At 67.8% G+C, this 13,911-nt stretch carries 11 protein-coding genes; 5 read left to right on the forward strand and 6 right to left on the reverse strand.

Features of this window, described 5'->3' with window-relative positions:
- On the reverse strand, positions 1–827 hold an 827-nt coding region (locus tag G3N97_RS29190; protein ID WP_205996429.1), incomplete at its 3' end, for a DMT family transporter.
- A gap of 173 nt (positions 828–1,000) precedes the next feature.
- On the opposite strand from G3N97_RS29190, the gene G3N97_RS29195 reads away from it, so the two are divergent.
- Entirely contained in the window at positions 1,001–2,476 is a 1,476-nt protein-coding gene (locus tag G3N97_RS29195; RefSeq protein ID WP_205996430.1) for a PLP-dependent aminotransferase family protein, read from the forward strand.
- Between the two features lie 89 nt (positions 2,477–2,565).
- Here G3N97_RS29195 and G3N97_RS29200 read toward each other — a convergent pair whose 3' ends face one another.
- Together G3N97_RS29200 and G3N97_RS29205 are read right to left on the reverse strand one after the other, a co-directional pair.
- The gene (locus G3N97_RS29200) at positions 2,566–3,870 is read right to left on the reverse strand and encodes an MFS family transporter (protein ID WP_205996431.1); all 1,305 of its coding nucleotides are present in this window, start codon (positions 3,868–3,870) and stop codon (positions 2,566–2,568) included.
- Between the two features lie 291 nt (positions 3,871–4,161).
- Positions 4,162–5,688, reverse strand: a complete 1,527-nt coding sequence (locus G3N97_RS29205) for an MDR family MFS transporter (protein ID WP_205996438.1) — start codon at positions 5,686–5,688, stop codon at positions 4,162–4,164.
- A gap of 244 nt (positions 5,689–5,932) precedes the next feature.
- On the opposite strand from G3N97_RS29205, the gene G3N97_RS29210 reads away from it, so the two are divergent.
- From G3N97_RS29210 to G3N97_RS29220, 3 genes are all read left to right on the forward strand, one after another.
- Positions 5,933–6,643, forward strand: a complete 711-nt coding sequence (locus tag G3N97_RS29210) for a TetR/AcrR family transcriptional regulator (protein ID WP_205996432.1) — start codon at positions 5,933–5,935, stop codon at positions 6,641–6,643.
- 177 nt (positions 6,644–6,820) lie between these two features.
- Positions 6,821–8,371 (forward strand): deoxyribodipyrimidine photo-lyase, encoded by a 1,551-nt coding sequence (locus tag G3N97_RS29215; RefSeq protein ID WP_241030900.1) that lies wholly within the window; start codon positions 6,821–6,823, stop codon positions 8,369–8,371.
- Positions 8,372–8,645: 274 nt separating this feature from the next.
- Positions 8,646–9,059, forward strand: coding sequence for a response regulator (locus tag G3N97_RS29220; RefSeq protein WP_241030901.1), 414 nt, complete (start codon positions 8,646–8,648; stop codon positions 9,057–9,059).
- Positions 9,060–9,254: 195 nt separating this feature from the next.
- Here the strand turns inward: G3N97_RS29220 and G3N97_RS29225 are convergent, their stop codons facing one another.
- Positions 9,255–9,881, reverse strand: coding sequence for a Fur family transcriptional regulator (locus G3N97_RS29225; RefSeq protein ID WP_205996434.1), 627 nt, complete (start codon positions 9,879–9,881; stop codon positions 9,255–9,257).
- Between the two features lie 72 nt (positions 9,882–9,953).
- The gene (locus tag G3N97_RS29230) at positions 9,954–10,580 is read right to left on the reverse strand and encodes a glutathione S-transferase (RefSeq protein WP_205996435.1); all 627 of its coding nucleotides are present in this window, start codon (positions 10,578–10,580) and stop codon (positions 9,954–9,956) included.
- Positions 10,581–10,768: 188 nt separating this feature from the next.
- Here G3N97_RS29230 and G3N97_RS29235 point away from each other — a divergent pair, with 188 nt between their 5' ends.
- On the forward strand, positions 10,769–12,484 hold the full coding sequence (locus tag G3N97_RS29235) for an ATP-binding domain-containing protein (RefSeq protein WP_205996436.1): 1,716 nt from the start codon (positions 10,769–10,771) through the stop codon (positions 12,482–12,484).
- 12 nt (positions 12,485–12,496) lie between these two features.
- On the opposite strand, the gene G3N97_RS29240 is transcribed toward G3N97_RS29235, so the two are convergent.
- Positions 12,497–13,444 (reverse strand): phosphoribosyltransferase, encoded by a 948-nt coding sequence (locus tag G3N97_RS29240; protein WP_205996437.1) that lies wholly within the window; start codon positions 13,442–13,444, stop codon positions 12,497–12,499.
- Positions 13,445–13,911: the final 467 nt, after the last annotated feature.

Genomic DNA, 13,911 nt, shown 5'->3' on the forward strand with positions numbered 1-13,911 from the left:
TTCACGGCGAGCATCGCGGGCGGCACCGCTTCGTGCAGCAGCAGCGCCGCGAGCAGGAAGCCGAAGAACGGCTGCAGCAACTGCAACTGACCGACGCCAGCGATGCCGCCGAGCGCGAGTCCGCGATACCAGAATACGAAGCCGATCAGCATGCTGAACAGCGAGACGTAAGCGAATCCCCACCACGACGCCGCGCCGACTGCCGCGAACGAGGCCGGCAGGCGCCACACCGCGAGCGGCGCCATCACGGGCAGCGAAATCACCAGCGCCCAGCAGATCACCTGCCAGCCGCCGAGACGCCGCGAGAGCCGCGCGCCTTCCGCATAGCCAAGGCCGCAGACCACGATCGCGGCGAGCATCAGCGCGTCGCCGATGGGCGAGGCGTCGGCGCCATGACGCAGCGCGAACGCGACCACCGCGCCGCTGCCGATCGCGGAGAACAGCCAGAACGCGGGTTGCGGGCGCTCGCCCGCGCGCATCACGCCGAAGATCGCGGTGGCGAGCGGCAGCAGCCCGATGAAGACGATCGCGTGCGCCGAACTCACATGGCGCAGCGCGAGCGCCGTGAGCAGCGGAAAGCCCACCACCACGCCGAGCGCCACGATCACGAGCGGCCAGACCTCGCTGCGCTGCGGGCGCGCCGCGCGAAACAGCATCAGCAGCAACGCGCCGAGCAGGCCCGCGAGCGTGGCGCGCGCGCCGGTGAGAAAGAGCGGATCGAGGCCGAGCACGGCTACGCGCGTGGCGGGCAGCGAGCCGCTGAAGATGAGCACGCCGGCGAGGCCGCAGAGCCAGCCGTCGGTGGTGGAGTCGAGGGTTTTGCGCATGCGGGAGAGAGTGTGGCGGCCCTGGTCGAAGCGCCTGAGCCATCCGGCCGATCATGCGCGCGCGCGCCCAAACCGGTAAGCTATGCATCAGTACAATTTCGATGAACTGTACTGAGTACGGATCAGTACAGTTGGTAACCGCGAGGGGACAGCCGGTGGACAGCGGAGGACAGATGGAGGACGCACGGCAGACAGCGGACGGCGCGCTCACACGCGTCGAGCAGGTCATGCGGATCGTGCGCGAGCGAATCGCGTCGCGGGCGCTGGCGGCGGGCGCGCGCGTGCCGTCCATCCGCACGATGAGCGAGCAGTCGGGCGTGTCGAAGTCGACGGTGGTCGAGGCCTATGAGCGGCTCGTGGCCGAAGGCTCGCTGGTCGCGCGGCGCGGCTCGGGATTTTTCGTGGCGGGTGGCGCAGGTGGTGCAGGTGGCGTAGGTGGCGCAGCGCCCGGCGTGCGCGGTCTGGCGGGCGCGCAGCCGCAACCGCGTCTGGATCGCGAAATCGATCCGCTCTGGCTCACGCGCCAGTCGCTCGAAACCGACGCGCGCGCGTTGCGTCCCGGCTGCGGCTGGCTGCCCGCTTCGTGGCTGCCGCAGGACGCGGTGCGTCGCGCGCTGCGCGCCATGGCGCGCGATCCGCACGCGCAACTGACCGATTACGCCACGCCGCTCGGCCATCCGGCGCTGCGCCAGCATCTGTCGTGGCGACTCGCGCAGCATGGCATTGGCGCGGAACCGCGTCAGATCGTGCTCACCGACGGCGGCAGCCAGGCGCTCGACCTGCTGTGCCGCTTCCTGCTCGAACCGGGCGACACCGTGCTCGTCGACGACCCGTGCTATTTCAACTTTCAGGCGATGCTGCGCGTGCATGGCGCGAAGGTCGTTGGCGTGCCGTACACGCCCAATGGTCCCGATATCGCGGCGTTCGAACGCGCGCTCGTCGAGCATCGGCCGTGTCTGTACGTGACCAATTCGGCGCTCCACAATCCGACCGGCGCGACGCTCGCGCCCGCGGTCGCGCATCGGCTGCTCAAGCTCGCCGAGGAGCATCGGCTCACCATCATCGAAGACGACATCTTTGCCGACTTCGAGACCGATCCCGCGCCGCGTCTCGCGGCCTTCGACGGGCTCGCGCGCGTGATCGCCATCGGCAGCTTTTCGAAGACGATGACGGCGGCCGCGCGCTGCGGCTATATCGCGGCGCGCGCGGACTGGATCGAGCCGATCGTCGATCTGAAGCTCGCGGTGGCGTTCGGCAACGGCGACCTGACGGCCGATCTGGTGCACCGTCTGCTCGTCGACGGCACGTATCGGCGTTATCTGGAAGGCTTGCGCACGCGGCTCGCCGATGCGATGGGCGACACGCTGCGCCGTCTCGCGGCGGCGGGTCTCACGGCGTGGACGCGGCCGCAGGCGGGCATGCTGTTGTGGGCGCGTTTGCCCGACGGGCTCGATGCGGCGCAGGTCGCGCGCGAGGCGCTCGCCGACGGCGTGGTGCTCGCGCCGGGCAACGTGTTCAGCGCGACGCGCAGCGCGGGGGAATATCTGCGTTTCAATGCGTCGCAGTGCAACCGGCCCAAGGTCTACGAGACCTTGCAGCGCGCGATGGAGCGGGTCGCCGCGCAATCGGCGTGGGAACGCGTGGACTGAAACGAAAACGGCGCACGCTTGAGGCGTGCGCCGTTCGTCATGACATCAGATCATGCGTCACCGCATGACGTCACAGCATGACGTCGCGATCACGGCTCGTGACGCAGATACCCTTCCTTGCTCGGGTCGCGCATACGCCACGAAACGAGCAGCGAAATCGCGCAGAGCACGGTCACGTACCAGTAGAACGTGCTTTCGCTGCCGATCGACTTGAACCACAGCGCAACGTATTCCGCCGAGCCGCCGAAGATCGCGTTGGCCACCGCGTACGAGAGGCCCACGCCCATCGCGCGCACTTCGGGCGGGAACATTTCCGCCTTGATGAGGCCGCTGATCGACGTGTAGAAGCTCACGATCGCCAGCGCGATCACGATCATCGCGAACGCCGCGTACGGGTTCGTCACGTCCTTGAGCGCGTGCATGAGCGGCACTGTGCAGAGCACGGAGAACACGCCGAACAGCAGCATCGAGTTGCGGCGGCCGATCTTGTCGGAGAGCGCGCCGAACACCGGTTGCAGCAGCATGTAGACGAACAGCGCGCCCGTCATCACGTTGCTGGCGGTCTTCGCGTGCATGCCCGCCGTGTTCACCAGGTACTTCTGCATGTAGGTGGTGAACGTGTAGAAGATCAGCGAGCCGCCGGCGGTGAAGCCGACCACCGTCAGGAACGCGCCCTTGTGCTGCCACACGCCGCGAATCGTGCCGGCGTTCTGCTTGTGGCGCGACTCGTTCGTCGAGGTTTCGTCGAGCGATTTACGCAGATAGAGCGAGATCAGCGCGGCGCCCGCGCCGACCACGAACGGAATGCGCCAGCCCCACGCCTTCAGTTCTTCGGTCGAGAGCGTCTGTTGCAGGATCACGAGCACGAGCAGCGCGCACAACTGGCCGCCGATCAGCGTCACGTACTGGAACGAGGCGAAGAAACCGCGTCGGCCCTTGAGCGCCACTTCGCTCATATAGGTCGCGCTGGTGCCGTACTCGCCGCCCACGGACAAGCCCTGGAACAGACGCGCGAGCAGCAGCAGCAGCGGAGCGGCGGCGCCGATCTGCGCGTAGGTGGGCAGCACGGCGATCACGAGCGAGCCGCCGCACATCATCAGCACGGAGATCATCATCGCGGTGCGGCGGCCGTGGCGGTCGGCGATACGGCCGAACAGCCAGCCGCCGATCGGACGCATCAGGAAGCCCGCCGCGAACACGCCGGCGGTGTTCAGCAACTGCGTCGTGGTGTTGCCGCTCGGGAAGAACGCGGGCGCGAAGTACAGTGCGCAGAACGAGTAGATGTAGAAGTCGAACCACTCGACGAGATTGCCCGACGAGGCGCCGACAATGGCGAACACGCGTCGCCGGGTGTCGTGCGCGTCGGGCACGGCGGTCTCGGTCTTGACGTCCATGGGAGGTCTCTTTCCTTTAGTGCTTTTTGAGGCGCGACGATCAGCGAACCGCGAATCGCCGCGTACAGATGCGCGTTGCGCCCCGGGATTTTATCTAAATGTAAATAACTGATGTGTAAATGTAAGGAAAAGCCCTGGTGTGATGGGCTCGACTATCAGTTCGGGCGAGCGGGCGAGCAGGAAAGGGACAGAGCGGACGAGCGGAGGAAGGGCGGAAGACGCGAGCGCGGCGCGAGAATCGCGCCGCGCTCGGAGATGCTGCGAAAGATGCCGCGAAAGGTGCCGCGAATATCAGGAATGCTTGCGCAGCGGCACGTCGCGCAGCAGCAAGGCGAGCACGAACGCAAACACCACCACGCAGGCCGCCAGAAGATAGACGCTGTGCAGCGCGCCCGAGAACGCGTCGAGATACTGCGCGTGCAGCGCGGGCGGCAGATGGTGGATGACGTCGGGCGTGAGCGGCTGCGGCAGTTCCACGTCGGCGGCGAGCAGCGTGGCGAGCCGCGCATGCAGCCCGTGCGAGAACACCGCGCCGAACGCGGCCACGCCCACCGAGCCGCCAATCGAGCGGAACAGCGTCGCGCCCGAGGTCGCCACGCCCATGTGGCGGAACTCCACGGTGTTCTGCACCGCGAGGATCAGCACCTGCATCACCATGCCGAGGCCGCAGCCAAGCAGGCCCATGTACAGATACATGCGCGTGAGCGGCGTGTCGATGGCGAGGCGCGCGAGCAGCATCATCGCCACAGCCACGCAGGCGGTGCCGAGAATCGGAAAGATGCGGTACTTGCCGATCTTGCTGATGATGCGGCCCGTGATCACCGACATCACGAGCACGCCGCCCATCATCGGCAGCATCTGCATGCCGGCCTCGGACGGCGTCGAGCCCTTCACGACCTGCAGATACAGCGGCAGGAACGTGACCGAGCCGAACAGCGACACGCCCACGATGAAGCCGATCAGGCTCGACAGCACGAAGGTGCGCTCGCGAAACAGTTCGAGCGGCATGATCGGCTCGGCGGCGTGCTTTTCCTCGTGGATGAAGCCCGCGACCGCCACCACGCCGAGCGCCAGCGTGAGCCAGAGCTGCGGTGAATTCCACGGCAGCAGCGAACCGCCCTCGCTCGTGAAGAGGATCAGGCAGGTGAGCGCGGCGGCCAGCCAGCCCGCGCCCATGTAGTCGATCACATGCTTGACCTGCGCGACGCGCGGCTTGAACACCGCGCCGATCACGGCGAGCGCCACGGCGCCCAGCGGCAGGTTGATGTAGAAAATCCAGCGCCACGACAGATGCTCGACGAGAAAGCCGCCGAGCAGCGGGCCGACCACGGTGGCGAGGCCGAACACGCCGCCGAACATGCCCTGATACTTGCCGCGTTGCGCGGGCGGAATCACGTCGGCGATGGCGGCCATCGTCACGACCATCAGGCCGCCGCCGCCGATGCCCTGTAGCGCGCGCAGGGCGATCAACTGCGGCATGTTCTGCGCCATGCCGCAGAGCGCCGACCCGGCCAGAAAGATGACGATGGCGGCCTGCAGCACGATCTTGCGGCCAAACAGGTCGCCGAATTTGCCGTACAGCGGCACGACGATCGTCGACGTCAGCAGGTAAGCGGTCACGACCCACGAAAGCCGGTCGAGCCCGCCCAGTTCGCCGACGATGGTCGGCAGCGCCGTCGACACGATGGTCTGGTCGAGCGCCGCCAGCAGCATGACGAGCAGCAGCGCGGGAAACAGCAGCCGGATCGGCGGATGGCCGCCGCTCTGGTCGACCGGCCCGGCGTGGGCGGTGGCGGGATGTTGCGCAGTGGAGTCCATCGGCGGTCTCGCGTCCTTCGTCGAGTTGCTCATGATCGGGGTCGATCTTGAAATTAATTAATTTGAAGATTAATATTAGGACAATTCTCAGGGCCGGTCAAAGACGGATTCGTAACCGCTTCGTTACCGACGGTTTCCAGTCCCGGTTTCGGGACCGATCCGGCGCCCCGTTTTTCCGTGCCTTCCCTGTAGACGATTGACGCGCTCGTGTATTGTTCGCGTGGGTCCGATTTTTCGAATCACCATGACTACTGCTGACACTGCTGCCGACCGTTCGCTGGATTCCCCGCCCGATGCGAAAGAGGCGAAAGCGCCGAAAGGGCCGAAGCGCCCCGGCCGTCCGAGCGGCGGCGCGGGCGGCGCGGAGCAGCGCGAACGCCTGATCGCCGCGGCGCTCGCGCTGTTCGCGCGCCAGGGCATCCTCGACACCACGCTCGCCGCCATCGCGCGCGAGGCGGGCGTCACGCCCGCGATGGTTCACTACTACTTCAAGACGCGCGACCAGCTCATCGACGTGCTGATCGACGAGCGTTTCGTGCCGCTGCGCACCGCGCTCGGCGGCTCGTTCGACCTGCATCCCGACGATCCGCTCGCGGCGCTGACCGAACTGACGCGGCGCTTCGTCGGAGTTGGGCAGGTGCATCCGTGGTTCGCGCCGCTGTGGGTGCGCGAGGTCATCAGCGAGGGCGGCCTGCTGCGCCAGCGCATGCACGAGCGTTTCGGGCACGACAACCAGCGCAAGGCGCACGCGGCGATCGAGCGCTGGCAGCGCGAGGGCAAGCTCAACGCGGATCTGGAGCCGTCGCTGCTGTTTCAGTCGCTGCTCGGGCTCACGCTGCTGCCGCTCGCCACCACGCCGGTGTGGCGCAATGCGCCCGTCGCGCACCGCATCGGCGCCGAGGAAATCGCGCGCCACGCCGTCGCGCTCATCACGCAAGGCATACGTCCTGCTTAGTGGAGCGGTTGGGGCGATCGGTTGGCGCTGCTCGCCTCCCTTTCGTTCGCTTAACGCGTGCTTGGCGCGCCGCCGCGCGTGGTACGCTGCGGCACCCGAGCGCCGCCGGTCCGCTCGCATCGCACGCCGATGCCGAAGCGGCCAGGCGGCGCGGCACGTCACACGCTCGAGGTCCGGTTGACCGCTAAAAAATCCACTCCCGCTCCCGTCATCGTCTGGTTTCGCGACGATCTGCGTCTGTCCGACCAGCCCGCGCTGGCCGCCGCCGCCGAGACGGACCAGCCGCTGATCTGCGTCTATATCCACGATCCCGATGCCGCGGGCGAACGCGCGCCCGGCGCCGCGTTGCGCTGGTGGCTGCACGTGTCGCTGGCGGCGCTCGATGCGTCGCTGCGCGAGCGCGGCGGGCGGCTCGTGATCCTGCAAGGCGCGGAAGCCGCCACGCTCGAAGACTTCGTCGAGGCGAGCGGCGCGACCGGCGTGTTCTGGAACCGCCGATACGGCGTCCACGAGCGCGAATCGGACGCGGCGCTCAAGGCGCGTCTGCGCGAGCGCGGCCTCACCGCCGAAAGTTTCAACGGCGCGCTGCTCGCCGAACCGTGGACGATCCTTAATCAGTCCGGCGAGCCGTTCCAGGTGTTCACGGCCTACTGGCGCGCATGCCGACGCATCGGCGATCCGCCGCCGCCCGCGCCCGAACCGGATCGGCTGATTTTTCAATCGCTACCGGCACGTCTTACCCAACGCGCATCGAAACTCGACGATCTCGGTCTCACGCCGAGCAAGCCCGATTGGGCGGGCGGCATGCGCGAGGCGTGGCCCGCCGGCGAAGAAGCGGCGTTCGAGCGCCTGGAGGCGTTCCTCGGCACCGATTTCGAGGCCTACGCCGAAGAACGCGACGCGCCTTCCCACGCCGCGACGAGCCGTTTGTCGCCGTATCTGCGCGTGGGCGCGATCTCGCCGCGTCAGGCGTTCGCGGCGCTCAAGGCCGCCGAGCATGGCGTGAAAGGAGGCGCGAAGGCGGGTTCGCCCGCGCGCCGCGCCGAAAGTGCGGAGAAGTTCGCGAGCGAGCTGGGCTGGCGGGAGTTCTGCTATTACCAGCGCTTTCACTGGCCCGATCTCGCCGATCGCAATCTGCGCGCGCATTTCGACGCCATGCCGTGGCGGCGCGACGCCAAGGGGCTGCGCGCGTGGCAGCGCGGCCTGACGGGCTATCCGCTCGTCGATGCCGGGATGCGCGAGCTGTGGCACACGGGCTGGATGCATAATCGCGTGCGCATGGTGGTGGCGTCGTTCGTCGCCAAGCATCTGCTGCTCGACTGGCGCGAGGGCGAGCAGTGGTTCTGGGACACGCTCGTCGACGCCGATTCGGCCAGCAATCCCGCCAACTGGCAGTGGGTGGCCGGTTCGGGCATGGACGCGGCGCCGTATTTCCGGATCTTCAATCCGGTCTTGCAGGGCCAGAAGTTCGATCCGCGCGGTGCGTACGTGCGCCAATGGGTGCCCGAACTCGCGAAGCTGCCCGACGCCGCGATCCATCAGCCCTGGAAGGCGAGCGCGGCCACGCTCGAAGCGGCGGGTGTGCGGCTGGGCACGGACTATCCGCTGCCGGTGGTCGAACATGATGTGGCGCGCGCGCGGGCGCTGGAAGCGTTCGCGAAGACCGGGAAATCGGGCGCGAAGGCTGTACCGGGCGGGGGCAAGACCGCACGGAAATCGGCGGAATGAGCGTTGGAATGAATATCGATGCGCGGGCATACGCGCGCCCTGGAGCGTCCACGGTGAGCGCGCAGTAAGCGGGCGCAAGGCGCACAGGCGCGTTTGTCATGCGCCTGACCTCGCAAGGGTCTATTGTGCGCGGCGCACTGAACCCGCGGCATCAATATTGCTCTATATGGGCGGCCTTGGGAGTCCCCGGGGCGCAGTGCCCGCAGCGCGACGCGCGTCAGCCGACGGCTGGCGCACCTCGCGAAACAGACAGAACGGCATTCAAGCAAACACAATGAACGCAGTACACAAACTCGACCAGGCGACCATCGTGCTGGTCGAAGACGACCCGCAAAGCCGGGACTCGCTCGCCTCGCTGCTGGAGGCCGAAGGAGCCCGCGTCGTTGCGGTGGAGGACGCCGAAACCGGTGTCGAAGCGGCGCTCCGGCTGCTTCCCGACGCGGTGGTCTGCGATCTCGATCTGCCCGCGATGGACGGCTTCTACCTGATCCAGCGTCTGCGCGACCACGAGATACGCGGCGATCACGCGCCGGCCGTCGCGGTGGCGCTCACGGGCCACACCGAAGAGAGCTGGCGTTTGCGCAGCATCGGCGAAGGCTTCCAGCATTTCATGACCAAGCCTGCCAAGCCGGAGGCGCTGGTCGCGTTGCTCAGCGACGCAATCGACGCCCGCCAGTCGTCCTTCTGAACGCGTCGAGCGGCCAGCCGGGGTTGAAGCCCGGCGCCGCCGCTCGCGCGCGACACGCCACGCGGCCCGCGCGCCGCGGGTGGGCGCGTGCGCCGTCCGTGGCATTTCAGCCGCGTATTCTGCGAAAAGAGGAAGGCGTCGAACCCCGAATGGATTCGACGTGAAGCGCGCGAGCGTGCTCGGGGGCGCTCAGGATCAGGAGTGCGCGGTTTCGGACGACGGTGCAGCGGCCGGTTTGGCGGCCGGGGCTTCGGCCGCCTGGCATTGCGCGCAGACGCCCTTGAGTTCGATGCCGTCGCCGGAAAGCCGGTAGCCCGCCGCTTCGATCTGCGCGACCAGCGCCTGGCGCAGCTTGGGCTCGTGCAGTTCGGTGACGTTGCCGCACTGCTGGCACACCACCAGAATGCCGTGCTGGCATTGCGTCAGGTCGTGACAGACCGCGAACGCGTTGATCGATTCGATGCGGTGAATCAGCCCCGCCGAAAGCAGAAAGTCGAGCGCGCGATACACCGTCGGCGGCGCCGATCCCGGATGGATCTGGCGCATTTCGTCGAGTAGCGAATAGGCTTTGGTCGCGCGGCCCGAGGCGAGCAGCAGTTCGAGCACCTTGCGGCGGATCGGCGTGAGCTTTTCGCCGCGCTCGCGGCAATAGGCTTCGGCCATTTCGAGCGCGGTGTCGAGCGACGCGCCGTCCGGAGCATGCCGATGATCGTGCGCCGCGTGAGCGTGATCGTGGTCATGGTCGTGCGCAGGCTCATGCGCCGCGTGCGCCTCGTGCGAGTGAGGCGCCGCGCTATCCGGGGACGGTTTTGCTGTCTTCATGCCGTAATTATACGGGTCGCGTCGCGCGCGCGCCCGGCCCGCCGCCGGAGCCCGCGCGGCGCGGCGCGGCGATCAGCTCAGCGGCAAGCCGATGTATTTGCGGAAACCCTCGCGCTGCGCCAGCCGCTGATACCAGCGTTCGAGGTTCGGCAGCGCGGGCCGTTCGATGCCTTCGAGCCCGAACCAGCGCCGCGCGAACGACCCGAGCACGATGTCCGCGAGCGAGAAGCGGTCGTTCTCCAGAAAGAAGCGGCCTTGCAGATGGCGGTCGAGCAGCGTCCATTGCGCGGCCACGTTCGCCAGGTCGGCGGCGATCTGGATGGCGTCGCGCTTCTCCACGGGCGTGCGCACGAGCGCGATGAACAGCGGCCGTTCGGCGGGCGCGAGCGTGCCGATCGACCAGTCGAGCCAGCGCTCGACGCCCGCGCGCACTTTTGGCTCGGTCGGATAGAGCAGGCTCGACGGGCCGTATTCCATCGCCAGATAGCGCAGGATCGCGTTCGATTCCCACAGCACGAAATTGCCGTCGACGAGCGTCGGCACTTTGGCGTTCGGGTTCATCGCCAGATAGGCGGGTTCGTCGAGGCGGCCGAATTTGCCGCCCGCTTCGATGCGCTCGAACGGCAGCACGAGTTCGTCGCAGCACCACAGGACTTTCTGGACGTTCACCGAATTGGCGCGTCCCCAGATCTTGATCATCTGGACCACTCTCCTTGACAGCGTGAATGGCTGCGTGAATCGCAGCGTGAAAAAAAATGCGCGAGGCGCGCCGGGCGCGCGTCGACCGGGTTCGCCACGATACACGATCGCGCGGCGCGATTTCGCGCGCGCGCACGACGGGGCGCATTACGTAGAATAGCCGCTGCACAACGTGACGAGAATCGCATATGGCCCGGATTGTCCCCGACGACTGGCAGCATCTCGAAGCCACCGGCGCCGCCGCGCGCGAACGCGAGACGCTCGCGCTGCTCGAACGCGGCTTGCCGGCGGGCTACACCGTCTATCACGGCGTGCACTGGACGCGCCTCGCCGAAGGGTTTTCGGTGTTCGGCGAAGCCGATTTCGCGATCGTCAGTCCGTCGGGGCGCGTGATGATCGTCGAGCAGAAAACCGGCTTTCTGCGCGAGACGAAAGACGGTCTCGTGAAGGCGTACATGCAGACCGAGCGCAATGTCGCGGTGGCGCTCGCGCGCACCATGGAAGGGCTGCACCGGCGTTTCACGGCGGCGTTCGGCGCGGGCACCTATCACCTCGAAGAACTCTTTTATTGCCCCGATCACGTGGTGCGCGATCCGGCGATCGCGGGCGTGAATCCGGCCCGCATCGTCGACGCCACGCGCAAGGGGCAGCTCGCGGCGATCATCCGCGAGGCGCTGCCCGCCGACGAAGCGCGTCTGCCGAGCGCTGCCAAGGTTCACCATTTTCTCGCCGATGAACTCGCGCTCACGCCCGACGCCAGCGCGCTCGTGGGCGCGGCGGGCACGCTAGTCACGCGGCTCGCGGGCGGGCTCGCCACCTGGGCGCGGCGGCTGGAGTTCGCGCCGTTCCGTCTGCGCGTGATCGGCACGGCGGGCTCGGGCAAGACGCAGCTCGCCTTGCAGGTGATGCAGGACGCGCTCGCGCGCGGCCAGCGCACGCTCTACGTCTGCTTCAACCGGCCGCTCGCGGACCACATCGCGAAAGTCGCGCCGCCCGAGGTGAAGGTGGCGAACTATCACCAGCTCTGCGACTGGGTCGCGCGCGACGGCGGGCACGTGCCCGATTTCGAGGGCGCGAACGTGTTCGAGACGCTGGAGCAGCGCTTCGCGCAGACGCCGATCGACGCGCGCTGGCAGTTCGACGTGGTGATCGTCGACGAAGGGCAGGATTTTCAGCAGGCGTGGGTCGAGGCGCTCGCGCGGCTGTTGCGGCCGGGCGCGGCGTGGTGGTGGCTCGAAGATCCGCTGCAGAACCTCTACTTGCGCGAACCGGTTGAACTGCCGGGCTGGACCGTGCTGCGCGAGACCACGAACTATCGCAGTCCGCGCGACATCCTCGCGTTCTTGCGCGACGTGGCGGGCGCGACGGTGCCCGCGCTCGCCGGGTTGTCGGCGGCCAGTCCGTTCGGCGGCTCGGAGGTGACGGTGTTCGCGTGGGAAGAGGGGGTGGACAAAGCGGCGGACGAAAGCGACGGGGAATCCACCGTGGTCGCCGCGACGCGCCGCGCGGTCACGCAGGCGCTGGCGCTCGGCTTTCGCAAGCAGGACATCGTGGTGCTGTCGTTTCGCGGCCGCGAGCACTCGCATTTCACGGCGCTCGATCATCTGGGGCCGCATCGGCTGCGCAGCTTCACGGGCGAGTACGACCTGTTCGGCGTGCCGCAGTATCGCGACGGCGACCTGCTGCTCGATTCGATCTATCGCTTCAAGGGGCAGTCGGCGCCGTGCGTGATTCTCACCGACGTCGATTTCGACACGCTCGACGAGCGCGCGGTGCGCAAGCTGTTCGTGGGCGCGACGCGCGCGACCATGAAGCTGATCGTGGTGGCGTCGCCGCGCGCGGCGCGCCTGCTCGGTCACGAGCCGCTCGCGCCCGCGCTCAGAACGGTCAGCAAGGAAGCCTAGGCGCGGCTTCGTTCAACCCCAGGCCGACGCGCCGATCAACGTGCCGGTGCGCGCCTGGGCGTTCCACCAGATCACGCGCAGCAGCGGCGCGCGCTGGGCGATGAAGATCGCCTGCACCGGATCGCTCTCGATGAAATGCGTGACGCCGCAGCGCACGGCCGCCGCGGCCTTGTGCGTGGCCGCGCCTTGCACCGATTCGTCGTGCTCGCCGGGCGTGCGCATCACCAGTTCCAGATGGCCGAAGCCGTGGCGGTCGAGCCATGCCTGGGTGCGCTCGCGGTCGAGTTCCGGCCGCCCCGTGATGATCGCGCGCGCGTGCTTGAGGTCGATGTCGGGAATGCGCTCGAAGGGCACCAGCGCGTCGCGTTCGGCGAGCGCGCCGTCGAGGTCCTCGTCGTAGCGCGCGAGCGGAATGTCGGGCAGCAGGATGCCGTCGAGGTCGATCGCGTAGACCGCGTATTCGTGGTCGTCGGCCATGCGTGAGCCTTCGCTTGCGCCCTCGCGCACCCAGTCGGCGCGATAGCGGTCGGTGTAGGCCTGGCGCTCCCACGGAAACAGCGCGAAATAGCCGCTTGCGTCGATCGAATAGTCGGGGCGCAGGCGCGAGAGGTCGTCGTACGCGCCGGTGAGCGTGCGCACCTGCAGGCCGTGCTCGCGCAGGAACGCGATGCAGTCGACGAGCGTATGGCCGCGTCCGGCGATGTCCTCGCAGACCAGCACTTTCGCGCCCGGCTCGGGCATCGGCAGCGTGGAATCCCAGCGCACCTCGCGCGTTTCGCGCGTGTAGCGCAGGAACGCGACGCCCGCGCCGGTTGCGTGCGAAACCATCAGCGCGAGCGGCGCGCCGCCGCGCAGGATGCCCACGACACAGGCGAAATTTTCCTCGACGAGAAGCGGCTGCAGCGATTCGACCCACTGGTCGAGCTGTTCGTAAGTGAGCGGAACGACGGGTTTGTTCATTTGGGCAAAGCGGCGCTTGAAGCGGCAGGTGAGACGGCGCGTTGCAGACCGTTGCGGACCGCTGCGGATTTTTACGGTCCGTAGCGCTCCGTTTCGGGGAAGCTCGCACGCACATAGGCGCAAAAGCGTGCAAGCCGTCCGAACGAGCCGTCTATTGTCGGGTCAATGTTTGACGATATTATGCCTATGCTTGCCGGTCGATGCAGACCGGCGGCGCGCGCCAGCGCACCACACGACCAGATGACGATTCGATGCGCCAGGGGGCCCGAGCAGATGCAGTATCCCGATGACCGGCTGAACGGCCGGCCCGTTGCGGCGCAAGACGAGCCGCACGGCGAGTTTCAGAGCACGCCGCACGCCGTGCGGCCCACGCGGTCCATGCAGCCCGCGCAGCCCGCCAGTCCCGCGCGCCGGCGTTTCACCGGCGCGCTCGCCTCGGCTTTCACGGCTGCGCTGGCCGCCGCCGC

Origin of the sequence: Paraburkholderia sp. Ac-20347 (assembly GCF_017104805.1) — a bacterium.
GTDB lineage: Bacteria > Pseudomonadota > Gammaproteobacteria > Burkholderiales > Burkholderiaceae > Paraburkholderia > Paraburkholderia tropica.

Excerpts from the sequence above, each read along its gene's own strand:
- G3N97_RS29195 (WP_205996430.1), top strand. The coding sequence starts at position 1,001 with ATGGAGGACGCACGGCAGACAGCGGACGGCGCGCTCACACGCGTCGAG.
- G3N97_RS29200 (WP_205996431.1), bottom strand. The coding sequence starts at position 3,870 with ATGGACGTCAAGACCGAGACCGCCGTGCCCGACGCGCACGACACCCGG.
- G3N97_RS29205 (WP_205996438.1), bottom strand. The coding sequence starts at position 5,688 with ATGGACTCCACTGCGCAACATCCCGCCACCGCCCACGCCGGGCCGGTC.
- G3N97_RS29210 (WP_205996432.1), top strand. The coding sequence starts at position 5,933 with ATGACTACTGCTGACACTGCTGCCGACCGTTCGCTGGATTCCCCGCCC.
- G3N97_RS29220 (WP_241030901.1), top strand. The coding sequence starts at position 8,646 with ATGAACGCAGTACACAAACTCGACCAGGCGACCATCGTGCTGGTCGAA.
- G3N97_RS29225 (WP_205996434.1), bottom strand. The coding sequence starts at position 9,881 with ATGAAGACAGCAAAACCGTCCCCGGATAGCGCGGCGCCTCACTCGCAC.
- G3N97_RS29230 (WP_205996435.1), bottom strand. The coding sequence starts at position 10,580 with ATGATCAAGATCTGGGGACGCGCCAATTCGGTGAACGTCCAGAAAGTC.
- G3N97_RS29235 (WP_205996436.1), top strand. The coding sequence starts at position 10,769 with ATGGCCCGGATTGTCCCCGACGACTGGCAGCATCTCGAAGCCACCGGC.
- G3N97_RS29240 (WP_205996437.1), bottom strand. The coding sequence starts at position 13,444 with ATGAACAAACCCGTCGTTCCGCTCACTTACGAACAGCTCGACCAGTGG.